At 29.6% G+C, this 26,708-nt stretch carries 24 protein-coding genes and 2 riboswitches; of the genes, 5 read left to right on the top strand and 19 right to left on the bottom strand.

Translation table 11 applies throughout. The features are described from left to right. Positions 1-54 precede the first annotated feature (54 nt). The 13 genes from grdB to B3B03_RS16455 form a co-directional block, all read right to left on the bottom strand. Positions 55-1,359 carry a glycine reductase complex selenoprotein B gene (gene grdB / locus B3B03_RS16395; RefSeq protein WP_346848975.1) on the bottom strand — a complete coding sequence of 435 codons (1,305 nt, stop codon included), beginning with the start codon at positions 1,357-1,359 and terminating at the stop codon, positions 55-57. An 86-nt stretch (positions 1,360-1,445) separates the two neighbouring features. Beyond that, positions 1,446-1,913: a glycine/sarcosine/betaine reductase complex selenoprotein A gene (gene grdA, locus B3B03_RS16400; RefSeq protein WP_343826952.1), complete on the bottom strand. Its 468-nt coding sequence runs from the start codon at positions 1,911-1,913 to the stop codon at positions 1,446-1,448. 65 nt (positions 1,914-1,978) lie between these two features. Continuing rightward, a complete protein-coding gene (locus B3B03_RS16405) occupies positions 1,979-3,265 on the bottom strand; it encodes a glycine/sarcosine/betaine reductase component B subunit (RefSeq protein ID WP_346848974.1) in 1,287 nt (428 codons plus the stop codon). A 100-nt stretch (positions 3,266-3,365) separates the two neighbouring features. After that, a complete protein-coding gene (locus B3B03_RS16410) occupies positions 3,366-3,695 on the bottom strand; it encodes a thioredoxin family protein (protein ID WP_035132410.1) in 330 nt (109 codons plus the stop codon). 72 nt (positions 3,696-3,767) lie between these two features. After that, positions 3,768-4,691, bottom strand: coding sequence for a thioredoxin-disulfide reductase (trxB, locus tag B3B03_RS16415; RefSeq protein WP_346848973.1), 924 nt, complete (start codon positions 4,689-4,691; stop codon positions 3,768-3,770). A gap of 15 nt (positions 4,692-4,706) precedes the next feature. Further along, positions 4,707-5,084, bottom strand: a complete 378-nt coding sequence (locus B3B03_RS16420; protein WP_035132414.1) for a GrdX family protein — start codon at positions 5,082-5,084, stop codon at positions 4,707-4,709. Between the two features lie 68 nt (positions 5,085-5,152). Then, positions 5,153-5,207, bottom strand: a riboswitch (glycine riboswitch). Between the two features lie 3 nt (positions 5,208-5,210). Beyond that, positions 5,211-5,316: riboswitch (glycine riboswitch) on the bottom strand. A 513-nt stretch (positions 5,317-5,829) separates the two neighbouring features. After that, positions 5,830-6,297, bottom strand: coding sequence for a tRNA (cytidine(34)-2'-O)-methyltransferase (locus B3B03_RS16425; protein ID WP_035132416.1), 468 nt, complete (start codon positions 6,295-6,297; stop codon positions 5,830-5,832). A 105-nt stretch (positions 6,298-6,402) separates the two neighbouring features. Then, positions 6,403-7,224 carry a Cof-type HAD-IIB family hydrolase gene (locus B3B03_RS16430; RefSeq protein WP_346848972.1) on the bottom strand — a complete coding sequence of 274 codons (822 nt, stop codon included), beginning with the start codon at positions 7,222-7,224 and terminating at the stop codon, positions 6,403-6,405. After that, entirely contained in the window at positions 7,224-9,629 is a 2,406-nt protein-coding gene (locus B3B03_RS16435; RefSeq protein ID WP_346877837.1) for a transglutaminase-like domain-containing protein, read from the bottom strand. Before B3B03_RS16435 ends, B3B03_RS16430 begins: the two co-directional genes overlap by 1 nt. A 4-nt stretch (positions 9,630-9,633) precedes the next feature. Next, complete coding sequence (locus B3B03_RS16440; RefSeq protein ID WP_346848970.1) at positions 9,634-10,695, bottom strand: DUF58 domain-containing protein; 1,062 nt, start codon at positions 10,693-10,695, stop codon at positions 9,634-9,636. Positions 10,696-10,789: 94 nt separating this feature from the next. Then, a complete protein-coding gene (locus B3B03_RS16445) occupies positions 10,790-11,746 on the bottom strand; it encodes an AAA family ATPase (protein ID WP_035132421.1) in 957 nt (318 codons plus the stop codon). Positions 11,747-11,883: 137 nt separating this feature from the next. Beyond that, positions 11,884-13,233 (bottom strand): VanW family protein, encoded by a 1,350-nt coding sequence (locus tag B3B03_RS16450; RefSeq protein ID WP_346877838.1) that lies wholly within the window; start codon positions 13,231-13,233, stop codon positions 11,884-11,886. Positions 13,234-13,373: 140 nt separating this feature from the next. After that, positions 13,374-14,636: a magnesium transporter MgtE N-terminal domain-containing protein gene (locus tag B3B03_RS16455; protein ID WP_346848968.1), complete on the bottom strand. Its 1,263-nt coding sequence runs from the start codon at positions 14,634-14,636 to the stop codon at positions 13,374-13,376. Positions 14,637-15,123: 487 nt separating this feature from the next. On the opposite strand from B3B03_RS16455, the gene B3B03_RS16460 reads away from it, so the two are divergent. Then, positions 15,124-17,055: a YgiQ family radical SAM protein gene (locus tag B3B03_RS16460; RefSeq protein ID WP_346877839.1), complete on the top strand. Its 1,932-nt coding sequence runs from the start codon at positions 15,124-15,126 to the stop codon at positions 17,053-17,055. 81 nt (positions 17,056-17,136) lie between these two features. Here B3B03_RS16460 and B3B03_RS16465 read toward each other — a convergent pair whose 3' ends face one another. Both B3B03_RS16465 and B3B03_RS16470 read right to left on the bottom strand, forming a co-directional pair. Then, positions 17,137-17,490, bottom strand: a complete 354-nt coding sequence (locus B3B03_RS16465; protein WP_346877840.1) for a hypothetical protein — start codon at positions 17,488-17,490, stop codon at positions 17,137-17,139. A gap of 376 nt (positions 17,491-17,866) precedes the next feature. Next, positions 17,867-18,754, bottom strand: a complete 888-nt coding sequence (locus B3B03_RS16470) for a YegS/Rv2252/BmrU family lipid kinase (protein WP_346877841.1) — start codon at positions 18,752-18,754, stop codon at positions 17,867-17,869. Between the two features lie 237 nt (positions 18,755-18,991). Between B3B03_RS16470 and pssA the strand changes: the two genes are divergently transcribed. Beyond that, positions 18,992-19,504 carry a CDP-diacylglycerol--serine O-phosphatidyltransferase gene (pssA, locus tag B3B03_RS16475; RefSeq protein ID WP_035132430.1) on the top strand — a complete coding sequence of 171 codons (513 nt, stop codon included), beginning with the start codon at positions 18,992-18,994 and terminating at the stop codon, positions 19,502-19,504. Positions 19,505-19,566: 62 nt separating this feature from the next. Here pssA and cax read toward each other — a convergent pair whose 3' ends face one another. The 4 genes from cax to B3B03_RS16495 all read right to left on the bottom strand — a co-directional run bounded on the left by cax (position 19,567) and on the right by B3B03_RS16495 (position 24,279). Beyond that, entirely contained in the window at positions 19,567-20,652 is a 1,086-nt protein-coding gene (gene cax, locus B3B03_RS16480) for a calcium/proton exchanger (protein ID WP_346877842.1), read from the bottom strand. 118 nt (positions 20,653-20,770) lie between these two features. Then, a complete protein-coding gene (gene sdaAA / locus B3B03_RS16485) occupies positions 20,771-21,649 on the bottom strand; it encodes an L-serine ammonia-lyase, iron-sulfur-dependent, subunit alpha (protein ID WP_346848963.1) in 879 nt (292 codons plus the stop codon). Between the two features lie 5 nt (positions 21,650-21,654). Next, positions 21,655-22,335, bottom strand: a complete 681-nt coding sequence (gene sdaAB / locus B3B03_RS16490; protein WP_035132436.1) for an L-serine ammonia-lyase, iron-sulfur-dependent subunit beta — start codon at positions 22,333-22,335, stop codon at positions 21,655-21,657. A gap of 288 nt (positions 22,336-22,623) precedes the next feature. Next, positions 22,624-24,279 (bottom strand): nucleoside kinase, encoded by a 1,656-nt coding sequence (locus B3B03_RS16495; RefSeq protein WP_346877843.1) that lies wholly within the window; start codon positions 24,277-24,279, stop codon positions 22,624-22,626. Positions 24,280-24,505: 226 nt separating this feature from the next. On the opposite strand from B3B03_RS16495, the gene B3B03_RS16500 reads away from it, so the two are divergent. From B3B03_RS16500 to fba, 3 genes are all read left to right on the top strand, one after another. Continuing rightward, positions 24,506-25,216 (top strand): DUF421 domain-containing protein, encoded by a 711-nt coding sequence (locus B3B03_RS16500; protein WP_346848960.1) that lies wholly within the window; start codon positions 24,506-24,508, stop codon positions 25,214-25,216. A gap of 17 nt (positions 25,217-25,233) precedes the next feature. Next, positions 25,234-25,614: a DUF4363 family protein gene (locus B3B03_RS16505; protein ID WP_150844052.1), complete on the top strand. Its 381-nt coding sequence runs from the start codon at positions 25,234-25,236 to the stop codon at positions 25,612-25,614. 113 nt (positions 25,615-25,727) lie between these two features. Further along, the gene (gene fba, locus B3B03_RS16510) at positions 25,728-26,675 is read left to right on the top strand and encodes a class II fructose-1,6-bisphosphate aldolase (RefSeq protein WP_035132444.1); all 948 of its coding nucleotides are present in this window, start codon (positions 25,728-25,730) and stop codon (positions 26,673-26,675) included. Positions 26,676-26,708 lie beyond the last annotated feature (33 nt).

Raw genomic sequence — 26,708 nt, forward strand, 5'->3', positions numbered from 1 at the left:
TAATATATTTAGTAATTAGGGGTAATCCCCTAATTACTAAATCATTAATTTTAATTATTCAAATATTTTTTGTCCATCAACTTCTGTTTCAAGAGCTTTTAAAGCCTTTTCAACAAGTTTTCTTCTTAATGTATATTCATCCTCTTTTGTTAAGTTTGGATTTCCAAGTGGATGAGGAATAGCTACTGTAGGAATTATTCTATTAGCTCCAACAGTTAAAGATACTGGAGTAATAGTACACATGTGAACTACTGGAAGTCCAGCTCTTTCTATTTCTTTAACAAGCGTTGCACCGCAACGTGTACAAGTTCCTCACGTAGAAGTTAATACAACTGCATCTACGCCGTCAGCTATTAATTCTTTAGCTGCAAACTCACCATATTTTTTAGAAGATGCAACAGCTGTACCATTTCCAACTGTAGAATAGAAGTATCTGTGTAATGCTCCTATTTTCCCTTCTTTTTCAAGATCTCTTAGAACATCTACTGGGATAACTCTATCTGGATCTTCATTAGCATACACTGGATCATGACCACCGTGTGCTGTTTCAAAAGTTTCTCCAGTTAAATCATTAATTCCTTCTATATCATATTTACCAATTTTAGAAGCTGAAGATGACTCTATGTGATCTGGGTTTCCTTTTGGAACTATACCACCAGATGTAACTATAGCAATTTTAGCTTTAGTTATATCTTTTATTGCTGGCATTGGATCAACTCTATCAAAGTCAGGCATTTTAAATTCTGTAACGAATTCTTCACCTTTTAATTTTTTAACAAGCATGTCAACTGCTCTCTTAGATCCTCTTTCAGTTGCAAAATAGTTCTTTCTTATTCCTCTTTCAATGTAGTTCTCTTCTACTGGAGAACCTACTTCTTCTCCCTTAGCTAATTTAATAGCTAATTTAGCCATTTTAGGTAATGCATCTCTCATACCTACAGCACTATTTCTTGTAGAGATAAGATATAAATCTTTTTTATACATGTCTGCACCTGGATTTTCAATGTACATTCCAGATAATACAGGTATATTCAACTCTTCTTTAACTGCCTTACATACATCTCCACATGCAACACCATATCTTCCAGCGTTAAATGCAGGTCCAGCTATAAATAAATCTGGATTATATTTTTTTACCATTTCGATAATTTCAGCTTGTGCTTCTTTTGTATTCTCAGCATAATAAGAATCTCCACAAATAACTGTAGCAACTATCTCAACGTCTTCTTTCTTTAATAACCCATTTAATCCAAGTCCAGGTCCTACAAACCCTTCACGAACCTCAGGTTTAATATCAGCTTTTTCTTCTCCGCCTATTCCTGCGTAGAATTGGTTTATATAATGAACAACTTTTAACATAGGTGTTCCCCCTTTCATGGGACTTGCCCTCTAGAAATTCTATTTCTTAGGTCAATTAATTTAACATTTTCTATTAAAATTATTTATTAAAGATATTTACAGAATTGGTCTCTTACATTTTTAACTTCTTCTATAATAGCATCAACATCAAGAACCATTTCCATCATTCCGCATTGTTCGTCATAAATAGCTTCATCACATTCTGCTTTCATTTCTGGCTCTACAACGTGGAAAACAGATAATCCAAGATCAACTCCTGCTAAAGGACCTGCAAATGTTGGGTCTCCAGCAGCAACTGTTTCAGCAGATAATCCAGATGCTTCCGCTTCTGCTCCTCCGATTACTACCACCATGTTCTCTGCACCATATTTTTCAGTTAAATCTTTAACTCTTTGTTGGATCTCCAGATCCATTGCACCTGCAGCTGTTCAGACAAAGCACTCTGTTGATGCAAAAACAACTTCTGCTCCTGCTGATTTAACACAAGCCTCTATAGCTGGTCCTGGTATTCCGTCTCTATCTCCTATACAGATAGCTTTTTTTCCTTGTAACATAGTATCTATCTCCTTTTCAATGTACTCATAATCATTAAACTAAACTTTTTAGTTATATTTTAAAATTAATATCCTTTTGCTGTTAAGTAGTTAAATCCTACTTCGCTAGTTGCTCCAGTAATAACTTGGATTTCAGCTTCAATTGATCCATCTTCTCTTAAGCTTCCCATGTGTCCACCAGCAATAGTATTTGCAGCATCTACATGACCAATTACTCTTTTCATAGGTGGTAAAATAACAACTTCGTTAGCATTACCTCCAGTTACTACAGCATCACCCTTTGGAGTTGAGTCTGCTAATGATTGAGACATACCATCTTGACCAGCATACTCATCTGTAACTAGAACAGTTTTAACGCCTTTAGCTGTAACCTTATTACAGTTCATAACTAAGTCCGCATCTGGATTTCCAAATCCTTCTTCAGAAATTATAGCAGCATCTGCTCCTAAGAATTCTACTAACTTAGCAACCATATTTGATGATCTCTCTTTATCAGCTAGATATACGTTTTCATTTGTTATAACGCAACCTAAGAAGTTAAAGTCCTTGCCATGTCTCTCATATAAATCTTCTATTATTGGATGATTCATATGAACATAAGAAGGGTTCTTATCACAAGCAGATACACAGTTTCCACTTACGATAGCTCCGTCAAATACTTCTGTTGGATAAATAAATGTAGGAATTATTTTCTTAGCATCTACACCATATACATAAGTATCATGTAATAATCCTTGTGTTTGAAGCATATATACATATACTACCTTAGGTAACTCTGGATATTGTTGAACTTGTTGTAGAAGTGGTAGTGTCTCATAAGTTTTCACTTCATCAGGTTCCACATTCTTACCTGCTTTTCCAAGGTATGTAGCTGCTTTAAATCCTATAGTTCTTACTGCTTCTTCATGATCATGTTGTAAAATTCCTTCTTTTGGTTCACATATAATCACAAGGTTATTTGTTTTTGAGAACGGTGTATATTTAGCACCTTCTCCACTCATATCAACTATACCTTCTTGGAACCCAACTATTTTACCAGTAGTTACAACTGCAGCTCCTTTTAAAACATGTGTTCTTCCAGAACCTACTGTATCTACCTTACTAATAAAACCTGGAAATATTCCACCATTTCCTTCTACTTTAACTCTTGGTTCAACTACGTCTTTTACAGGTATTATTCTAACTTCCTCACCTGGTCTTGCAATATCAAAATCGATACTTGCAATTCTTTCGTCACCAGATACCTCGTTTAATAACTCCTCTTTGTTTACATAAAGAACTCCGTTCTCAACTTTTGTTTCTGGTCCAAATTGAAGATCCTTAATAAATATCTTTCCAATCTCTAGACGCAAAACCTTCACCTCCTAAAAATATATAGGTCACTTTTTATTTATTAGAAGATGGGAGGTAATCCTCCTCATCTAATAACCTTTTAAACCTTGAAAATTGAAATTATAATGTTTCGTAGTATTCTTTAATGAATCCTTCGATATCATCTAGTGTAGCAATTTTATCTGGAGTTATTGTAGCTACACAAGCTCCACCATTGTAAATTTTCATAGTTGGAAGTCCTAGAACTTTTTGTCCTATAGCAACTCTTCTTGCTCCACCTATGTTTAAGCTAGCAAATTTTATTTTATCTTCATACTTAGGTTCTAAATCGTGAACACCTGGCATTAAAGCTATACATATTTCACATTTATCTCCCCAAAAATCTACGAAAACTGGTTTATCACTGTTTAAAACTTCTGACTCAAAATTATCTTTGTTTAATTCTATCATTTTATTTTACCTACCTTTCATATTATAAATATTTATTAATATATAATTTACCTAAAGTAAATAAATTATATTCTAATGTAAATTTTCTATATAATGCTCTGCATTAGTAGCCGCAATAGCTCCATCTGCTGCCGCTGTAATAACTTGTCTTAATGATTTTTCTCTAACATCTCCAGCTGCAAATACTCCTGGTATGTTAGTTCTCATTTCTTCATCAGTTATTATATCTCCTCTTTCAGTCATGTTTACTTTACCTTTAAACAGTTCTGAAATTGGTAAATATCCAACAAATACAAAGCAACCATTAACTTCTAAAGTACTAACTTCACCAGTTTTTCTATTTTTTATAGTTAAGCTTTCTAGAATTTCATCTCCGTTAGCTTCTTCTACAACAGAGTCCCAAATAAATTTGATTTTAGGATTTGCAAAAGCTTTTTCTTGTAGTGATTTAGCTGCTCTTAATGAATCTCTTCTATGAATTACAGTAACAGTTTCACCAAATTTAGCAAGATATATAGCTTCAGTAATAGCTGAGTCACCACCGCCAATTACAGCAATATCAAGATCAGTAAAGAAATCTGCATCACATGTAGCACAATAAGAAACTCCTCTACCTCTTAACTCTATCTCATTTTTAAATCCACCAAGTCTTGGAGTCGCTCCAGTTGCAATTATTATTGTTTTAGCTTGATATTCACCTTTTCTACATTTAATAACTTTAATATCACCTTCTAAAACAGTTTCAACTACTTCGTCTTTAACAAACTCAGTACCAAAATCTTCTGCTTGTTGTCTCATTCTTTGACTTAATGTTGTTCCAGTACACTCTTCAATTGAACCTGGATAATTCTCTAGTTCGTCAGTTGTTGTTGCCTGACCACCATATTTCGCCCTCTCAATGATTAACGTTTTCATTCGTGATCTTGAAGCATATAGTCCTGCTGATAATCCTGCAGGTCCTCCTCCAATTATTATAGTGTCATAAATTTGTGACATATCAATATACCTCCCTTAGTTAATAGCATGATCTATTAAGTCTGAATCTATTACTTGAAAATCTGTTAATATTTTTTCACTCCATTTTGGAGTGTTAAAATCTCTTAAAAATTTTTCTGTTGTACCTATAGCATTTTCTATAATTTCTAAAGACTGCAAATCAACTCCATTGACAACCTCCGTTGAAACACAAACAGTTCTGTAAGGAGTTTCATTGGGCTTTACACTTCCCATCAATGGATGAGTAAGTATTCTATTGCCTTTATGAATATAATTTCTTACTTTTTTTAGTATATCCAACTGGGGCACATCTATAAACTCAACTTTAAACTTTTCTTCAAATTTTTCTTTTGACATAGGATTGTTAGTTACAATAAATAATGGTTCTATCATTTAAATTCCTCCTATTAGGTGCATATAAAAAAGCATAGCGCAAAATATTAATATATTTTGCCCTATGCCTCTGTATTTTAACCTGAGAGTTTTGCTCCTTCGGTGCATATACGCTTTCCAGAGTTTTGTCCATTTTCGGTCCTTTTGCCTGAGAGTTTCATATTTATTTGGCAAAATAAATACTTGCTTCTTCGGCTACCTAATTTAATAGATCCTCTCCCGAAAATATCATCCAAATTATTATTTTCTTTACTTGCTATCTTTAATACCAGTATATAATATATTTGTCTAATATTCTACATATTTTTATTGTTTTGTTATTTGATTTTTCTATAGTTTCTATAAAGTTTTTTTAATGAAAATATTCTGTCAATTGTATATATCATTATATCCTACATATATATCCCCTACTAATATGGAGAAATTCGTTGCATACCAACCCCTAGAGCATACTCATATACCTATTTTTTTCATTTTCAAAAAAATTTTAAAATAAATTTACTTATGATATATTCAAATGCCTATGCGTATAAACGTAAAAATACATTGATATTTTTTTAACTTTTTAAATATGGTTATTATTTTTTCTATAAATCAATTTCTGTACTTTATTGTTATTAAAATATATTTGAACCGCCCAATGTACAATAAATTTATTTGTATATTATAATTTAAATTATAAATTTTTATTCTGTTTATAATAATATGGAAGGATATAACCTTAAATCATATCCTTTTTAATACACTACTTCATATTTTTAAATCCGATTTGTCTCAATCCCTCATAAGCAATTATAGCAACTGTGTTGGAAAGGTTAAGAGATCTAGTTGTAGTATCTACCATAGGCACCTTTATAAGATTATCTTTATTTTCTTCTCTTATATAATCAGGTAATCCTTTAGATTCTCTACCAAATACTAAAAAATCACCTTCTTTAAAATTGGGTTCATTATAATATTTAGTTCCTTTAGTAGTACAAAAATAAAATGTTCCATTCTTATATTTTTCCCTTAAAGCTTCATAACTTTCATGAATTTCTAACTCTAACTGTGGCCAATAGTCAAGTCCAGCCCTTCTTACTGCTTTTTCATCCAAGCTAAATCCTAAAGGTTTTATTAAATGCAGCTTACAGTTAGTAAGTACACAAGTTCTACCTATATTCCCAGTATTTTGAGGAATTTCTGGTTGAAATAATACTATGTTTAAGTTCACTATTACGTCCTCCTAAAAATAAGCCTATTCAGGCTTGATAAAGATATAATACTTCATTTCTATTTCTATGTAAAGTTTATAACTTTAAAAACTTTGTTTAACATTCTATTTTAATATAAACTCTTCAATGACATGAGCAACTCCATCATCTTCATTACTAAGAGCCACATAATCTGCTTGTTTTTTTACAAATTCTTCAGCATTTCCCATAGCTACACCTACCCCAGCAAATTTAATCATAGAAATGTCGTTTTCGTTGTCTCCCATACAAATTACTTCCTCTCTATGAATTCCATAATACTCGCATATTTTCTTTACTGCTTCTCCCTTGGATGTCCCCTTTTTCATAATCTCAAAGCTACTCTCCATAGAACTTACTACTTCAAAGCTTTTTAGATTTAAAAATTCTTCCTTTGCAGCTATAACTCTCTCTTTATCCTCATGTACTACCATAACCTTAATCAGATTTCCATTTTCTTCAAATAACTTTTCCCATTCATTTATAATTCTTATGGCTACCTGTCTATTTTTAGGTAAGGTTGCATTTGCTTTACTATATATTAATGCTGAATGCTTTATCTCTTCTGTATATATTGTGTCAGTACTATAAAATTGAGGCATAATATCATACTTTTTTAATAATTTTAAAATGACTCTACATTCTTCTTTATTTAGATACTCTTCATATATAGCTTTATCTAAATCTTTTTCTCTAATATAAGCTCCATTTGAAGCTATAATAGGAGTTTTCACCCCTATTATATCCCCATAATAATTGGCTGACACAAATATTCTTCCTGTGGCAACTACAAATTTAACTCCTTTATTATGAGCTTCATTGATTGCATTTAAATTTCTTTCAGATATTTTCTTTTTACTATTTAATAATGTGCCATCCATATCAACACAAATTAATTTATATTTCATTAGTCCCTCCATAGATTAAATACAAAATACTTATTAATAATGTATTTATACCATTTTTCTCTTTCCTTAATATAATTCTCAATATACATGAAATATTCTTTTTTTTCAAATGTACTTGATAATATTTCTCCATAAAATTCATCATAGACCAAATTTACAATATCTCTTAATCTATTTTGTAGTTCTCTATCCCTTATAGACTCTACAAATTCTAAATCTCCACTACTTTTACTTTTTACTATACCTTGAGTTCTTAGTCTTTTTAAATAATAATTATATAAAGGTATCATGCTTTTATTATTAACTATTCTCATCTTATTAATCTCATACAGTCCAGCAAATATAGCTATCATTACAGCTAATGCTCCTGTAGTTACATATATTCCTATATATCTATTTAATTTATCATCTTCTCCTATTTCACTTTCCTCTTCATTAAATCCTGGCTTATTTTTATTAATTTTATTATTATTAGATTCATTATTGGAATTACTTTCTGTTGCTGTATTTTCTAATTCAATTTCTTCTTGAGATTCTTCGTATTCTGTGGGAGTTGGTGCCGAATCTACTATGGCCCATTGATTTCTATAAGGGTTTATAAGTATTTCTGCCCATGCATGAGCGTCAGCATTAGTTACCTTATAGCTACCATCCTCTCCTTTATCATCTGACATCTTAAATCCTTCTACATATCTAGCTGGAACACCTGCAATTCTACACATCATTACTGTTGCAGACGCAAAATAAGTACAATATCCTTTCTTATCTAACAGTATAAAATTACTTACAAAATCGTTATATTCATCATTATCTCCAACATTAGTAACATACTTATAATTTTTCATCAAATAACTTCTTATAGCTAAGGCTTTTTCGTGAGTGGTTAGTCCCTCCACAGTCTTTTCTTTTGCTTGTGCTTCACCAATTAATATATCATCAACTATTTTATATACTTCATCATTAATCGGAGCATCAAGCTGAAGATAATTCATGTAATGTAGCATAAAGTTATTTAAAAAGGAACTTTCTTTGTTTACATACTCCATACCTTTAGATGTATCTATTGATGACATTAAATTTTCTCTATAAGAATAATCATCAACTCCAAACTCCCTTTGAGGCATTATATAAATTTCATTCAATGGAGTTTTTTTATACATAGAATTTTGAATTCCTTCAAGATAATTATCAAAATCACCATAAGATATATAACTAACCTTGTAAGGTTCTTTTATCTCTACATCACTCATAAATATAGGAATTAAATCTACAAACAAATCCTTACTATCATTAATAATATTATTACTATTATTAGGAGTAAAATAAGAAGTAGTTTTAAAGTTTTTTCCTGGAATTATAGTTAATGTTTTTTCTTCAGTCTGAAAACTTTCATCTTTTGTTGGTTGCATAAGTTTATGCATGGGCATATTGGAAGCTTCATTAATCTCAACCTTTCTCATTACTTTATCTTCAGATTTTATCCATGATCTTCCTGTATAATAATCCATAGCCTTTCCTCTTAAATAAAAAGGCTTATCTGATATTACTTTAAACACCTCTCTACGATTTAATGCTATTGATCCTCCTAAAATTGTAGATGAATCACTATACCCACTTTGCTTCATTGAAAAGCTTCCCTTCAAAGCTTCTAAAGAAGGATTTTTTTCCTTTTCTTTTTTTCTTGCAAATTCATTTCTAAAAAAAGTAGTAACACTGTCTACAGTTTTCCCTTTGTATTCCTGTGGTAACATAAATACTAATCCAGGAATTAGTAAAGCAAGTATTAGTATTAACGTAATCATATATGTTATATTAATATCTATTTTAACTTCTCTTCCTCTATATTCTCTGCATTTTTTAATATATTCTCCTGTTCCTAATGTTATAATAACAGCTGCTAAAAAATAAGGAATGTTAGGAATAACATTTTTATAGAATATTTGGTACCAGAAAATCACAAAAACACCTATTGAAAAAAACAAAGGAGTATATATGAATTTCTGAGTTATAGATATAAGCACAGCTATAAGTAAAGGAATTCCTATTGAAAATATATGAATAAACTCCTCAAAGTTAATATTTTTAGCCTTGAGGGCTGCATTATTTATATTTTTTAAATTAAGTGATATTACTTCAATTTCCTTCAATACAAATATTCCAGAAGTTTTATAGCTAATTATCCCTATTAAAATAAAAACAATAATAAAAAAGATTATTTTTTTCCTTATACTATTAAGTACTTTAGAAAAAAACAGGTAAATTAGTATACCCATGGCAAATAGTAGAAGTAAAAATACAAAATTTAGTTCCTCTATTTTAAAACAATCTACTATAAGCTTTATTACTAATGTAAAATTTATAATAACTAAAAAAGATTTTAATATTTTTTCTTCAATCACTCTCATGGCATCACCTTATTTCTTCTATGCTATAACAATTTATACCTTTATTTAACATATGTGAAATAGCATCATCACTAACCTTCGGTATTTTATCTAAATAAAATAATGTAACCTCATATCCCTCTGTAGATAAATTTATAAAGTAATCTATATTTTCTTTACTCATATCATAGGTTACTATGACAACAGCACTTTTCTTATTCACATTATACATAAACTTCTTCATAAAAAGAGGCAACTTACCTCTTCCCTCACTGTACTTACTTACCATATGAGTTTTTAATCCTTCTAAATGCTCTTTATTGCTAATATTAAAAACTTCAGTATTTTCTCCTATAATTATAGCTTGTGAATTAGCGCTTTTCTCCTGCATATATTTTATTAGAGATAAGAAAAACTCTACAAGTTCTTCCTCTCTTACTCCATCTTTATCCATACTAAGAGGATCTTTTCTTAAGTCTAAAAACACATGTATACGAGGACTTTCACTACTTTCATATTCCTTTACAAATAATTTTCCATGTTTTGCAGTAACCTTCCAGTTTACCCTTCTATAACTATCTCCAATTCTATATTCTCTAATATTTTTGATAGTTTCTAAGCTTTCTGGTCCTTTGTTTAGCTCCTGCATTATTGTTTTAGTATTAAACTCTCTTAAATTAGCTCCTTTAATTTTAATGCTCTTCAAAGTGTATATGCTAGGATATACCTTTATAGTTTCTTTATGGCTATAGGAACATTTCCAAGTAAAAACTCCAAATATATCACTAACTATACTCGTTGTGCTACCTAACCTATAGTCACCTCTAATTGGTATTTTTATATCTTTCTTTATAAATTTATTACCATTTATTTTTATAGAAATAATATCTCCTCTATATTTATTCATAATTCTTTTTAAAAGAGAATTTTCAATTTCCATATATGATATTGGAAATATTGAATCATTGTATACCTTTATAATTATATTATTATTTTCACCTGCAATTATTTCCTTTTTATCACTAACTACATCAATATTTAAATTTTTACTTACAAAATAAATATATATACTTGTAATGATCAACACTAAGAGAAAGCAATAAAAAATAGAATAGGGTAAATTCCCTCCTGAAAACAGAGCAAATATATAAGACAGAATAGTTAATATAAAATAGGACTTTTTAATCTTCAACATACACTCTCACCTTTGGAGCTATTACCACATTTAAAATTTCTTCTAAAACATTTTCAGCCTTTATTCCCCTTGCAATGGAGCCATTGGTTAATATTATCCTATGAGAAAGAACTAACTTAACATTTTCTTTAACATCTTCTGGTATTACATAATTTCTATTCTTTATTAAGGCTGTAGCCTGTGCAACCCTAAGTAATGCTAATGAAGCTCTTGTACTTCCACCTAATACTATCTCTTTATGGTTTCTTGTGGCATCAATAATATTTACTATATACTTGTTAATCTCATCATTAACCTTTATCTCCTTAACCTGTTTTTGAATATTTATTATATCTTCTTTTGAAGCCACTGGCATTAATTTATCTAATGGATTTTCTTGTCTATACAAATTTAAAATATAAGCTTCATCCATTTTGCTTGGATAACCAAGATGTACTTTTATCATAAATCTATCCAGTTGAGCCTCAGGTAAAGAAAAAGTTCCCTCATATTCGATAGGATTTTCTGTAGCCATTATAAAAAATGGCTTCTCTACCTCATAGGTTATGCCTCCTTCTGAAACTTGCATTTCTTCCATGACTTCTAATAGTGCAGACTGTGTTTTTGGTGATGTTCTATTAATCTCATCTGCTAACACTATATTTGAAAATATAGGTCCCTTATTAAACGTAAACTTCCCTGTACCAGCATTGTAAATTGAGATACCAGTAATATCTGATGGAAGTAAGTCAGGTGTAAATTGAATTCTACTATATGTTAAGCTCAAACTTTCTTTTATGGCTTTTATCAAAGTTGTCTTTCCAACTCCTGGTACATCTTCTATTAAAATATGACCTCCTGAAATCATACCTTTCATGATATCATAAATCTCCTTTTGTTTTCCAACTATAACTTTTTCTATATTAGTAACAATATTTTCAATAAGTTCTACATTGTTTTTCATTTTAATCCTCCCAATTTTGTCCCTTATTTTATTCTTACTATTTCGGTAACATCACCAAAAAAACCTTTTAATTTTTTGAATTTTTTAAAAATTTTACCCAGATATAGACATTCTATGCCTATATCTGGGTAATAATTTTAATCTTTTCCTATTCTAACAACAGTATTTTTACTAGCATATATACTTTCACCAACTAAAATCTTTTCTACTATTTCACCATTTTCATATCTAATTCTATAGGTATTTACTATATATCCATTTACACCATTTTTTTCTATCACTATTTTGCCCTCTTCTAAGCTATAATCATAAATAATTTCTTTTTTAGGCTTTATTTCCTTTGCAATTTCACTTCTTATTTCATAATGGGGGTCCCGTTCTTCTTCATTAGAAAATATATTAAAAGTTATTTCTTTGTTTTTGACAATAACTTCAAGTAAAATAGGATAGCTATAATTATTTTTAAACTTAAAATCTGAAGCTCCATAAGCTATCATGGCATCCTGTCCCATGGGCACATATGATATTATCTTACTATGATTTTTCCTTTCCGTTATATATAAATTACTTTTTAGTACGGCATTATATAAAGTTGAAGAAACTTGACATACCCCTCCTCCAATTTCATCTATAAAAGCTCCGTTTTTAATTACCTTTGCATATTCAAAACCTTTTCCTGGGGTGGTTGCACCTACAACCTTATTGAAACTAAATTCATCTCCTGGCATAATTATAGTATTATCTATATACTTAGCTGCCATTTCAATATTCCTACACCTTCCAAAACTAGAATTTATAAAACTAGTTGTATAGGATGCTATCTTAGTATTTATACTTTTTAAGTCATCTTCCATAATCTTAGGAAACACCTTATTAAAATCCGCATTTATGATAATATCACCATCATCTACACTATTATTTATAGCTTCTATAATACTTTTATTTAATGCTTCTCCATTTATCTTTCTACCTATTTCGTGAGGCGTTATAAGAAATCCACTCCATTCATGATCTACTGTTGCATTTACCGGTGACTTATTTTGTTCTTTTTCTATAACCTTTAAAAACTTGTTAAAACTATCAGCCTTTAGACTTGTTTCCGTATAAAACTCCCTGTCTATACCTTTCTTAATATTTTTATATTTACCTATAAAACTGCCTTCCTTTCCCCAAAGTAATGCCATATCAACAATCTCTTCTATATTCTCACTAACACCTAGTTCACTAAAAGATATTTCATAACTCTTTTCATCAATTTGAACTTTTACATTTCTATTTAAATTTATATCTGTTATATCTTTATCTACTTTAAAAATAGCTTCTTCTTTACTTAATAATGAAACATCTATTTTGTTAATACTAATTCCTTTACATATAAAATTTTCATGATTTCTAATAATAATTTGTACCTTTATTAATATGAAAGAACAAACAATAAACAATATTGTTAGTAATAGAAAAGTTATTCCCATAAACTTTTTTTTCAAACCATTCACCTCCATATATAAAATATATGAGTCTAAGTAAGTCATTATAATATGTAGTTATAAATTTTCAAAAATAGGCACTTAGATTAAATCCTTAATCCAAGTGCCTATTAAAATTATTTAAGATATATTATATTGTACTATGACATTCTTTTTATTCTTCGCTTCCAGCTTGGAGATAAAATTTCATCTATAATATCTCCCATAACTGCAATCCCGCATAACCTATCTTCTTCATCCACAACGGGTACAGAGTATAAATCATACTTTACAGCTATAGCTATAGCAACATCGATTTCATCTGTGTCCACCACTTTAAATGGTTGTGTATTCATCATTGACTTTAGTTTAGCATCTGAATCAGATATCACTAAATCAATTAGAGGAACAGCTCCTTGTAGCCTTTCTTCTTTGTCAACAATATATATATAATGAGCTATTTCTTCATCTGGTCTAAGCTCTTTTAGTATATTAATGGTTTCTTTTACAGTTATATCTATATTAAAGGATATAAAATCAGTATTCATTATATTACCAACTACTTCATCCTCATATTTCATAAGATCTCTAATTTCAGTTTCATCATCATCATCTAAATTCACTAATACACGATTGGTAGTTTCTTCGTCCATATCATCTAGCATATTAGCAATTTCATCATTGGGCATAATATCCAATATTTCCCTTGCCTTATCTTCACTCAAATTTTTTAAAATATCCTTTACCATATCATGGTCAACTTCTTCTAAGGTATCTGAAGCTAAATCTATATCTAGTCCATCTATTACTTTAACTCTGTCTTCTAATGATAAATCTTCAAGAATTTTAGCAATATCTGCTGGATGTAACTTACTTAACTTATTGTATGGAGTTGTTAGCTTTAAAGAAGAATCTACCATCTCTAAAGATTGAACGCTCTCCCAACTTATTAAATTTTCTTTTGGCTCTTTATTAAATAGAGCATATACATGCTTTATTGGATTCTCAATTTTCATTTTTCTAGCAATTGCTAAAGTACCCGACTCTACTCCAATCACAGTTAAATAGCCATTTCTTTTAACCATTTTCAAATCAACAACTCTAACTATTTTTTTACCATTTACATCTACTATATCTTTATCTAATAAATGTTGAGATAAAAGATATGAATATTTCCTTGGAATTATATCTTTAACTTGTACAACCTTTATAATGAATTTACCATTTTCTTTATACACATCAATATTTCTAAATTCAAAGTTTTCAATTTCTCTTCCATTTTTAATCTTGTATCCAATAGCCCTTGGATATCCATAATCTGTAGTTACATAAATATCTTCTAACTTTCCTATACAATAATTTAATTCATCATAAACCCATCTGTTTAAAATACTACTTAGATAAAATTCTGATAGTCTATCCATGTTATTCCTCCTTCAATAGAGGAATATGTATATAAGTGTCTATAACTTAATAAACAGTACTCCTCTATTTCTATTCGATTTATAAATGTCATCACAGTCCTTACACAACAAAGGCCCACCGTCCATTAATTTCTCACCACCTAATTAAATATATTTATATTACTTATTATAGTCTACATCTTTAATTTTGTAACTATATTATTCAAATTTGGTTGAATTTCTTCATATTTATTTAATATCATGACTTTTCTCTATTTTTATTCAATTTACTATCTTATTCTAAGTCAATCTAACTTTTATATAAAATTTTCCTATGATAGTCCTATTCATATTTGTCTCTTATTATGATAATATAGTTTAATGTACAAATTAGTGCGAGAAAGGAGGTATCTTATTATAAACTTGCTGATATTATTGAAATTATTATTGTCATTAGTATTCTCTTTAAGAATTTAATTACTCGAAGTAAGTTTATATAAGAAAACCTATGAAAAGTAATACACAATTTTTACCTATTTCTAGAGAAGATATGAAAAAAAATCATATTTCTCAACTTGATTTTATAATAATAACTGGAGATGCATATATAGATCATCCATCCTTTGGAACTGCGATAATTGGAAGGCTTTTAGAAAGCGAAGGTTTTTCTGTGGGAATTATAGCTCAACCTAGTTGGGACTCTTGTGAAGACTTTAAAAAACTTGGTGAACCTAAATATGGATTTCTTATAAACTCCGGAAATATAGATTCTATGGTAAACCACTATACTGTTGCTAAAAAGAAAAGACATGATGATCTTTATTCTCCTGGTGGTAAGGGTCGTTATAGACCAAATAGAGCTGTTATAGTGTATTCAAACAGAGCTAGAGAAGCATATAAAAATACACCTATAATTATTGGTGGTATAGAAGCTAGTCTTAGAAGATTTGCCCACTATGACTATTGGGATGATAAAATTAGAAAAAGTATAATTCTTGATTCCAAGGCCGATCTTTTAATATATGGTATGGGTGAAAAACCTATAGTTGAAATTGCCAATTTATTAAGATATGGAAAACCAATTAATCATATTACTTCAGTTAGAGGAACTTCTTACGTGACCAATAAATTAGATGACATTAAAGACTATATATTGTTGCCTTCATTTGACGAAATTACTTCTGATAAAAAAGCTTATGCTAACAGCTATTTTCTTTCTTCTAGAGAACAAGACTCCGTATGGGGTAAGCCCTTAGTAGAGCCTTATGGTGATAGATTTGTAGTTCAGAATCCACCTCAAAAACCTTTAAGTACTAGGGAAATGGATAGGGTTTATAATTTACCTTATACTAGAACTTATCATCCTATTTATGAAGAAGCTGGTGGTATACCTGCTCTTAAAGAAGTTAAGTTTTCTATAACTAGTCATAGAGGTTGTTATGGAAGTTGTTCCTTTTGTGCTCTAACTTACCATCAAGGTAGAGTTATTCAAAATAGGAGTCAAGATTCTATAGTATCGGAAGCTAAACTTTTAACTGAAGATAAAGATTTTAAAGGATATATACATGATATTGGTGGTCCAACAGCTAATTTTAGACAGAGGGCTTGTAAAAAACAAATTGAACATGGAGTTTGTAAGGATAGGCAGTGTATGTTTCCTACACCTTGTAAAAACTTAATAGTAGATCATACTGAATATTTAAGTCTTCTAAAAAAAGTTAGAACCTTACCTAATGTAAAAAAAGTTTTTATTCGTTCTGGTATCAGATATGATTATCTAATATACGATAAAAATCCAAAATTTTTTAATGAACTATGTGAACACCATATAAGTGGTCAGCTAAAAGTAGCTCCTGAACATATAAGTGATAAGGTACTTTGTGAAATGGGTAAACCTTCTAAAGATGTTTACGAAAGGTTTATAACAAAATATCATGCCATTAATAAAAAATTAGGAAAGAAACAGTTTGTGGTACCCTATCTTATGTCTAGTCATCCTGGTAGTGATTTAAATGCTGCCATAGAGCTAGGACAATATATAAAATCCATGGGACATATGCCAGAACAAGTTCAAGACTTTTATCCTACACCAGGTAGTTTATCAACTACCATATATTATACTGGTATAAATCCTTTTACTAATAAAAAAGTTTATGTAACCAAAAGTCAAAAGGAAAAAAATATGCAAAGAGCTCTTTTACAATTTGGGAACCCTGAAAATCACAATCTAGTTAAATCAGCTTTAACTAGTTGTCATAGAGAAGATTTAATAGGTAACGGTAAGAATTGTCTAATTCCAACTAATCCTATTATAAAAAGAAAGTCTTCTCAAACTCCTAATAATAAGGAAAAAAGTAATGTAAAGAACACTAATTTTAAAAAATCATCTAAAAATACTACCCCAAATAAAAGAACTAAGAAAGCTTCTTATAGAAAATAACTTATTATCATTCATCTAACTGATAAAGGCTATTTAAGATTTTAATTAAACATAAATCTCAAATAGCCTTTTATTTTATATCTATCTTATGCCTTTTACTATTCTGTGTTTAAAAGTTCTAATGCTTCCATAAAGTACTATCATCCATGATAAATCACCTAACAACAAATAACCTATATTCTCACTGCTTTGTAATGTTACTGCAGTGGTTCCTACAAATACTAGAGAAGCTATACCAATTAATGCCGCCCCCCACTTTACACTATGCTTATACCTAAAGCTTTTTATTCCCATAAAAAACGATAATCCATTAATACACAATAATATTTTATATGGTAACAGATTACTTAGAATAACATTATATCCATAGGATAATGATATATAATACTCCATAGGCACTTTAAACATACATATCAAATAAATAACTATGCCCATAATAAAAATTCCATAAAACCATTTTATATCCATCCTTGTATTTCTATAAAAAACATATAAACAAGTATATATAATTATAGGAATATATATAATGTTTAAAAACACTAAATTCTTCATTAAGTATACACTTTTCATGTTATCTGCTAGAAGAAGCACTAGTAAGCTAACTATTCTTAACATAATTAGGATAAAAGATATGGTAAGTACTTCTTTTATTTTAACAGGGCAATACCTTATGCTTGAGGTTATAGACTCATAACTCAAAAATATTATGGCTAAAATTAAAAACAAATATATATAAATATTCAATATCCACACTCCAAAATAATAATTATATTTATATATATATTACTTTTTTATATGTTTTATGAAAACATTACTCCTCTTTGTATCCGATTATTTTAATAGACCTACGTTCGCAGGTGATTTCAAGTGGAAAATCAGGGCCTTTTTCTCCATCAATATCTGTAGCTATATTCTCATCACAATCTATAGTTAGCTCTTTACATTTGAAATAAAGTATTCCATCCATATCAGCAACTTGACCTTTTTTCATCATAATAATTAAATTATTAAAAGCATTTTTCAAAATTTCCTTTTTTATGACAACCACATCTAATAATCCATCATCTGCTTCTGAGTAATCTGCAAATTTAATATTTCCTGCTGTTTGACCATTAAATACTAGTATAGTATATATTTTACCTTCAAAATTTACTACTGGAGAAGTAATCTTAACATCTATTTTTTTTAGATTTTTAACTTCTTCTGCAGCTTTTACATAATAAGCTAACTTGCCCATTGTATTTTTAAGACTATTATCAGTTTTTTGAGATATATCTGTAAACAGTCCTGCACTAGCCACATTTACAAAGTATTTATCATTTATTCTACCAAGATCAAAACGCTTGACTTTCCCATCTAAAATTTGCTTACAAGCAGCAGATATATCATTAGGAACTCCTAAGTATTTAGCAAAATCATTAGCTGTACCTACTGGTAAAAAACCTACAGGAATATCCACGTTATTTTGCTTCATTTTATTTATTACTGAATCAATAGTCCCATCTCCACCTGCTATTAGTATATACTTATAGCTTTCATCTATTTCAATGAGTGCATCTCTAATATCAGAATCATGACTAATTCTAAAAGGTTCTATAGTATATCCATACTGTTGATGAATTTTGATTACCTTATCTATGTTGTTTATTATTGAATTTTCTCCCGAGTAAGGATTATAAATAAATTTAACTCTTTTCATAATTTCCTCCTATATCATTTATAAACAATATAACTTAATTATGCCCATGAATATTATTTATAATTATATATAATACTTTATTTACCTTAATCTATATCATATTACCATTTTAAAAACCTTTTTTCAAATTTAAAATTTATTCATATTTTTTTATATTTAACAATTAATTTTTACTTTCACTGCATATATATTTTACAATGGTAACCAAAATGTATATAATAAAATAGAGGTGATAGTGTGAATAAATCTATTATCCCAAATTCTATGACTTTGGGTAACTTAATTTGTGGAGTTTTATCAATACAATTTACTATAAATAATGATTTTACTACAGCTGGAATTTTAATCTTATTAGGAGGAATCCTTGATAGATACGATGGTACTGTAGCACGTTTTTTAAACACTCATAGTGAACTGGGAAAAGAACTTGATTCTCTAGCGGACTTAGTTTCCTTTGGCGTAGCTCCATCAATTTTAGCCTTTTCTCTATATGGATTTAGTAATTTTGGACTTTTAGGTAAAATTTTATTAGTATTATTCCCTGTGGCAGGAGCTTTTCGTTTAGCTAGATATAATTGTACAGATTTTAATAATGTTTTTACTGGCATACCTATAACTATAGCTGGTAGTTTACTAGCTGTACTTGAGATTTTTTCTACGGTAAGACCCATACCATCAATCATTCCAATGGTATTTATGACATTGCTTTCATACCTTATGGTTAGTCATTTTCAAATTAAGAAAAAATAAAATAGTAATATTAAAAGCGACTATTAAAAATAGTCGCTTTTAATATTACTCATGAATATATTCTAAACCACATAATAGTATGAAAGAGTAACCACTAAATATACTGCTATAAGTAACGCCCCTTCAAACCAATAGGTCTTACCATCTTGAAACACAAAATAAGACATTCCCATAGCTATAGACATGGTTACTATTTGAAAAGTTGAAAACAGTAGGTTTATTTGGAACCCCATAAAGGAAGAGCAAATAACTAATATAGGAATCACAAACATAGTAATTTGTATACTAGAACCTATGGCAGTTTCTAGACTAGCATCTATTTTATTTTCTAAAGCACATACTATGCTTGATGCATTTTCACCAAAGGAGCCTAAAAGTGGAATCAATATTATCCCTAAAAATTCTTGTGAAACTTTATATTCTTCAACAATGGCATTTACACCACCAACTAATCTTTCACTTATAAAATATAAAAGTATAGTTACAATAATAATTAACCCAAATACTTTTCTAGTGTCGTTCTTATCACCATTCTTAGGTAACATTTTTTTTTCATCTAATATAAATAAATTACTATGGGTATATAAGGAAAATATTAGTCCTAATATATATACGCATATCAATACAACACCTATGATTAAACTTATTTTTTGAAAACTACCATTATCAACAATAGAGTATCTATTTAAAGCGGATACAATTATTATAGTAAACATAACTAAAAATAACATATTTAAATTTGTACGTGCAATTATTTTATTAAATTTTTGTTCCCTATATTTTATACCACCACAAAACACTGCAATTCCTAACCCCAGTAGCATATTTGTAATAACAGCACCTAAGAGCCCTGCCTTTGCCATGGAAATCATACCATACTTTATAGACCAAAGTCCCATCATAAGTTCTGGCACATTACCTGCTGTAGCTGAAATAAGGCCGCCTCTTTTTTCACCTATATAATCTGATATTTTTGAAGTTCCTCTTCCTAATAAAATGGCTAAAGGGATCATTACTAATGAATACATTATAACATTAATTATGTTAGAATTTATATTTATAAAAAGCAGTACAATAGAGATTAATACTATGGTTAATGTTACTACTTCTTCTTTTCCAATAAAATCTTTTTTCTTAAAGTCTTTCATATTTTCCTCCACAATATAACATAGATATATATTTACTCTATTCATTTCATAAAGAAACAGTTACACCTATATTTTTTACTAAAGGTGTAACTGTAATGAAATACTTTATTTTAGTTTTTTATTTATTAGAAAATACTTTTTCTTTTAACTTTTGACCACATGGAGTTACTGCAAGACCACCTAAGGCAGTTTCTCTTAATTCACTAGGCAAGGCTCTTCCTATTTTGTACATAGATATGACTGTATCATCAAAAGGAATCTTACTCTCAACACCTGCCATTGCCACGTCTGCCATGGTAAGGGCACTTACCGCTCCTGCTACATTTCTTTTAGCGCATGGTATCTCAACTAATCCCGCTATTGGATCACAAACTAAGCCTTCCACATTTTTTATTACCATAGCCCCTGCATCAAAGGCCATTTTGGGAGTTCCTCCCATCATTTCTACAATGGCAGCTGCCGCCATAGCAGCTGCACTACCACATTCTGCTTGACATCCACCTTCAGCACCTGCTAGAGTTGCATTTTTAGCAATTAAAATCCCAACCCCTGAAGCTGTAAATAAAGCAGTTATCATTTCATCATCAGTTTTATTTAATTTCTCCCCTGCTGTAATAATAGCTGCAGGTATAATACCACAGCTCCCTGCAGTAGGTGCTGCTACTATTCTTCCCATGGCTGCATTAACCTCAGAACAAGATAATGCTCTTGCCATAGCTTTAACTATAAAATCACCACATAAGGTTTCTTTTTCTTGGAAGTACTTTCTAATCTTAGTTGCATCACCACCTATAAGACCGCTTATAGATATAATCTCTTTATCCATAGCTTCTTGAGTTGCAGACTTCATAACTTTTAGATTTTCTCTCATCATTTCAATTAATTTTTCCCTAGAAGTTTCTGAAGATTCCAGTTCCTCTCTTATAGTATATTCTGCAATGGTTATGTTCTCTTTATTACATAATTCAATTATTTCTGTTGCCTTTGATAAAAACATTAAAGCTACTCTCCTTTCATTGGTGGTAATATTTCCTCTACATTTTTCACATTTTCTATCTTTCTTATTTTATCTACCACATGATGATTCACTATCCCATCAGTTTCAACCACCGTTGAAGCTTCTAATCCCTTAGCTTTTCTATATACATTCATTGAAGCTATATTTATATTTTCATTAAATAAAAGATTGCTAACATTATATATCATTCCTGGTACATCGAGATGAGTAATTATAATAGTTGGATATTCTCCTGTAAAATGGATGCTTTGTCCATCTAATTCGAATATAACAATATTTCCTCCGCCTATGGATGAACCTGTAACAGTGGTTTCTATTCCTTTGGAATCCTTCATTACAAATTTAACTGTATTAGGATGTACATCACCTAGATCCGTTTCTTCAAAGGTAAATTTTACTCCTCTTTCTTCTGCTATAGTAAAAGACTCTTTTAATCTATAATCCCAGGGATCCATTCCTAAAATTCCAGCTACTAGTGCCCTATCTGTACCATGTCCTTTATAAGTTTTTCCAAAGGAGCCATGAAGTAAAAATTTAACTTCCCTAACATCATCTTCTGCAATCTTTGCAGCTAATTTTGCAAGTCTTGCAGCTCCTGCTGTATGTGAGCTTGAAGGTCCAATCATTATAGGACCAAGAATGTCAAACACGCTATAACTTTTCATAATTTCCTCCTATAAAATACCACTATAGAATATACTAAAATTTATTATTTCATTGACTCCTGAATTAATAGTTATTACTTAGTATATCCATTTTATATAATACCATTAGTTAAAGATTAAAAATATGTAACTTTTAAATAAGAATTATGTAAAAATATATCTATAATATTTATACCATAAAACTTATTGACAATATATATATTTTTTCGATATAAATAGAGCTCGGTAATAGTGTTTTTTTGTATACCATTATTACCTAGCTCTATTTAATTAATATTCATTTTAAATTTAATATTGATAAAAACAACTTCCCCCTATAAATTCTGTAATTAAAGAATTTGTTGGAACAACATCCTTATCTACTTCTTTAAAAAAATGTAAAAATTCTATAAGTCTTCTTGCTTCATTGTAGACTGAACTTTCTGGTTTCACTTTATATAGCTCTTCTAATGCATATTTCTTTAAAACTGCTAACTCATATATAAGTGCTGAATTAAACATTACATCTGCATCTTCTTGATACGGAAATATATTCTTATCTTCTCCTCGTCTTATAGAAGACCACATTTTCAGTGTATATTCTACATCATATCCTCTTGACAAATAATCTCTAACTATTCTTCTAATCATCCTTACATCCGTTGTTGCTATTCTATTGTGAGCATCCATATTTATTTGAGTTAATGGACTAATATATACTTTAAATTTATGATTATGAGGAATTGAAGCTGTTAGGACTTCATTTAAGCCATGTATTCCCTCAATTACCATTACTCCCCTATCTGGAAGCTTCACTTTATTTCCTAACCACTCTCTTTTACCTGTTATAAAATTAAAGGTTGGAAGCTCAACTTCTTCTCCATTTAAAAGCATTTTTAGTTGTTCATTAAATAACTCTAAATCCAATGCAGTTATACTTTCAAAATCATATTCTCCAAATTCATCCTTTGGAGTAAGCTCTCTATCTATAAAATAGTCATCTAGTGATATTGGTACTGGAATTAATCCATTAACTCTCATTTGAATTCCCAACCTCTTACAAAATGTGGTTTTTCCTGAAGATGATGGTCCAGCTATTAATATTAACTTTATATCACGATTTTTCTTTATTTTATCAGCAATATTAGCTATTTTCTTTTCGTGCAAAGCTTCTGCAACTCGTACTAAAGTCACAATATCACCATGTTCTATCTCATCATTTAAAGCACCTACATGGGCTATATTTAGTATATCTCCCCATTTCTCAGCTTCATAGAATATCTTTGCTAACTTCCTATGTTTTTCAAATCGTGGAATTTGGGTTGGCTCTTCTTGAGTTGGAAATCTTAGAATAAACCCTGGATCATAGTAAATTAAATCAAAACATTTTAGTGTATCTGTATTAGGTATCATTGGTCCATAAAAATAACCAATTTCTTCACCCAACTTATAAATTATTATACTGCTCTCATTTACATTTTTAAAAACACTAACCTTATCATCCATGCCAGCTTCTCTAAATAAATCTATAGCATCTTCCTTACTATAATTTTTCTTTTCAATTTCCATGTTAGCATCTACTATCTCAAGCATTCTCTTTTTTATGGCATATACATCATCTATGCTTAGATTTATGTCTTTATATATTTCACCAAATAATCCTTTACTTAAAGAATGTTCTATGGTTATTTTACTATCTGGAAATAAATCCTTGGTAGCTTTTATTAAAACAAATTGTAAACTTCTTATATAGCACATCATTCCTTGTTTATCTGTAATATCAACAAACTCTATATCACAATCCTTCTCAAGAACAGTTGATAACTCCCTAAGTTTACCGTCCACTTTAACCAAAACTATAGGTACTTTATTGTCATGGCCATATCTTTTTATCAAATTATAACACGTTATTCCTCTATGAACTTCTATGATTCTTTCTTCTATTCTTATCTTGATTTTATCCATACCCTCACCTCTATTATAATTATTTAGTTATCATATATTATTTCCTAATCCCTTAATTAACTAATAAAATCATAATCCTAATAAAATTTAAACTTAAATTATATTATATATTTGTATTACTTATTATATTACATAATTGTAAATATGAAACCAACAAACCACAAATAATTTATTATATTCTGTGCATACTATATTTAGCATTATATTAGAAATATAGGTGATATTTATGTTTATACTTATAATTAGAACAGTTATACTATATGTTTATTTAATTTTCATTATGCGAGTTATGGGTAAAAGACAGCTTGGTCAGTTAGAACCTGTAGATTTTGTAGTTGCACTAATGATTTCTGAACTTGCAACTCTCCCTATGGGTGATAACCGAATTCCGCTAATATATGCTATAGTTCCTATAACTACTTTAGTTTTTCTTCAAGTAATGACTTCCTTTTTAGAACTTAAAAGTGAACACATTCGCTCTATTCTAAACGGTCAACCTAGTATACTTATAAAAGACGGACTAGTAAATGTGAAGGAATTAAAGCAAGTTAGATATAATCTTGATGACCTTTTAGGTGAGCTTAGACAAAATGGTTATTTTAATTTACAAGAAATACATTATGCAATTTTAGAAACTGATGGTTCTCTATCTATTGTTCCTTACAAAGACTATGAACCACCTACAAGGGAAGATTTTAATATAAAAATAGAAGATGAGCCTCTTCCCATTCCCGTAATATTAGATGGTGTTATAAACAAGGCCAATCTTAAGTCTATTAAAAAAGATAATTATTGGTTAGAAGAAAAACTAGCTAAAAATAATATTAAAAGCTATAAAGATGTGCTCATTGCAATAGTTTATTCAAATAACCAAAAGTTCTACTTTCAACTTAAAAATCAAACTACTAATGCTAGTGCTAATGAAAAAGAGAGTTAAGGAGGAGTTCCTATACAATGAAAAACATGATAGCAACATGCATCATCTTCTTTCTAATGATATTCATTCTTTTTTTTGCAAGCAAATATATAGTATTAACTTGTGATAAGCTTTTAGATGTTTCATCAGAAATAGAAGAAAACATAGTAAATGATAATTGGGATGAAAGCTATATGTTGTCTTTTGAATTGTTAAACATCTATGAAGGACACGTGGCAAACTTAACTTTATTTTTAAATCATACAGACTTTGATAACATTTATAGTGAAGTTATAAAGCTTAGTCAATATTCTAAATGCAAAAATAAAGATGAAGCTCTTTCATCTATTCACGTGGTAAAAACTTTAATTAACCAAGTAAAAGAATTAGAATCTATATCAATAGGAAACATTTTTTGATAAGTTTTTGGTTACGATTTCAAAATATGGTTTTCTATATAGCATTTAACTAAAGATTGAACTATAATAAAATTATAGACTTAATCTTATAAATAGAAGGGTGGAATAATGTTATGGCATTAGTAACTACTAAAGAAATGTTTAAAAAGGCTTTTGAAGGCAAATATGCTATAGGAGCTTTTAATATTAACAATATGGAGATAATTCAGGGAATTGTAGATGGAGCTAAAGCTCAAAACTCTGCTGTAATACTTCAATGCTCTAGTGGAGCTATAAAATATATGAGACCAGCTTATTTAAGACATATGGTACTTGCTGCTGTTGAGGAAAGTGGAGTTGATGTAGCTCTTCACCTAGACCACGGCGATTCTTTTGAACTTTGTAAAGAGTGTATAGACAATGGATTTACCTCTGTTATGTTTGATGGTTCTCACTATGATTATGAAGAAAACGTAAGACTTACAAAAGAAGTTGTAGAATATGCTCATGCTCATGGAGTTGTGGTAGAGGCTGAACTAGGTAAACTTGCTGGAGTTGAAGATGATGTAAATGTATCTGCTAAAGATGCTACTTACACTGATCCAGACCAAGCAGTTGACTTTGTTAAGAGAACTGGTGTTGATTCATTAGCAATAGCTATTGGAACAAGCCACGGTGCATACAAATTTAAAGGCGAAGCTAAACTTGATTTTGAAAGACTTGAAACAATAACAAGAAAATTAGAAGAAGTTGGTTTTGAAAAATATCCAATAGTTCTTCACGGTGCTTCTGCTGTAGATCCAAAATATGTTGAAATGTGTAATGAAAATGGTGGAGACATAAAAGGTGCTAAGGGAGTACCTGTAGAAATGCTAAGAAAAGCTTCATCTATGGCTGTTTGCAAAATTAACATGGATACAGACCTAAGACTTTGTGTTACAGGTTCTTGTAGAAAAGTATTTGCAGATAAACCAAGTGAGTTTGACCCAAGAAAATATCTTGGAGTAGCAAGAACTAATCTTCAACAATTGGTAGAAGATAAAATTACAACGGTTTTAGGTTCAATAGACTCAATGAAATAAGATAAAAAAAACATGGAACTTTTATTCCATGTT

This window comes from Clostridium sp. UBA5712 (genome assembly GCF_002419845.1).
Lineage (GTDB): Bacteria > Bacillota > Clostridia > Clostridiales > Clostridiaceae > Clostridium_J > Clostridium_J sulfidigenes.

What these genes read in the sequence shown, in the direction of transcription:
- sdaAB (WP_035132436.1), bottom strand. Translation starts at nt 22,335, where the DNA reads ATGAAAAGTTATAGCGTGTTTGACATTCTTGGTCCTATAATGATTGGA.
- B3B03_RS16470 (WP_346877841.1), bottom strand. Translation starts at nt 18,754, where the DNA reads ATGAAAAGAGTTAAATTTATTTATAATCCTTACTCGGGAGAAAATTCA.
- B3B03_RS16410 (WP_035132410.1), bottom strand. Translation starts at nt 3,695, where the DNA reads ATGATAGAATTAAACAAAGATAATTTTGAGTCAGAAGTTTTAAACAGT.
- trxB (WP_346848973.1), bottom strand. Translation starts at nt 4,691, where the DNA reads ATGTCACAAATTTATGACACTATAATAATTGGAGGAGGACCTGCAGGA.
- B3B03_RS16505 (WP_150844052.1), top strand. Translation starts at nt 25,234, where the DNA reads ATGAAAAACATGATAGCAACATGCATCATCTTCTTTCTAATGATATTC.
- fba (WP_035132444.1), top strand. Translation starts at nt 25,728, where the DNA reads ATGGCATTAGTAACTACTAAAGAAATGTTTAAAAAGGCTTTTGAAGGC.
- B3B03_RS16465 (WP_346877840.1), bottom strand. Translation starts at nt 17,490, where the DNA reads ATGGGCATAGTTATTTATTTGATATGTATGTTTAAAGTGCCTATGGAG.
- B3B03_RS16420 (WP_035132414.1), bottom strand. Translation starts at nt 5,084, where the DNA reads ATGATAGAACCATTATTTATTGTAACTAACAATCCTATGTCAAAAGAA.
- B3B03_RS16495 (WP_346877843.1), bottom strand. Translation starts at nt 24,279, where the DNA reads ATGGATAAAATCAAGATAAGAATAGAAGAAAGAATCATAGAAGTTCAT.
- B3B03_RS16460 (WP_346877839.1), top strand. Translation starts at nt 15,124, where the DNA reads ATGAAAAGTAATACACAATTTTTACCTATTTCTAGAGAAGATATGAAA.
- B3B03_RS16455 (WP_346848968.1), bottom strand. Translation starts at nt 14,636, where the DNA reads ATGGATAGACTATCAGAATTTTATCTAAGTAGTATTTTAAACAGATGG.
- B3B03_RS16500 (WP_346848960.1), top strand. Translation starts at nt 24,506, where the DNA reads ATGTTTATACTTATAATTAGAACAGTTATACTATATGTTTATTTAATT.
- B3B03_RS16445 (WP_035132421.1), bottom strand. Translation starts at nt 11,746, where the DNA reads ATGAAAAACAATGTAGAACTTATTGAAAATATTGTTACTAATATAGAA.
- B3B03_RS16435 (WP_346877837.1), bottom strand. Translation starts at nt 9,629, where the DNA reads ATGAGAGTGATTGAAGAAAAAATATTAAAATCTTTTTTAGTTATTATA.
- cax (WP_346877842.1), bottom strand. Translation starts at nt 20,652, where the DNA reads ATGAAAGACTTTAAGAAAAAAGATTTTATTGGAAAAGAAGAAGTAGTA.
- sdaAA (WP_346848963.1), bottom strand. Translation starts at nt 21,649, where the DNA reads ATGTTTTTATCAAAGGCAACAGAAATAATTGAATTATGTAATAAAGAG.
- B3B03_RS16430 (WP_346848972.1), bottom strand. Translation starts at nt 7,224, where the DNA reads ATGAAATATAAATTAATTTGTGTTGATATGGATGGCACATTATTAAAT.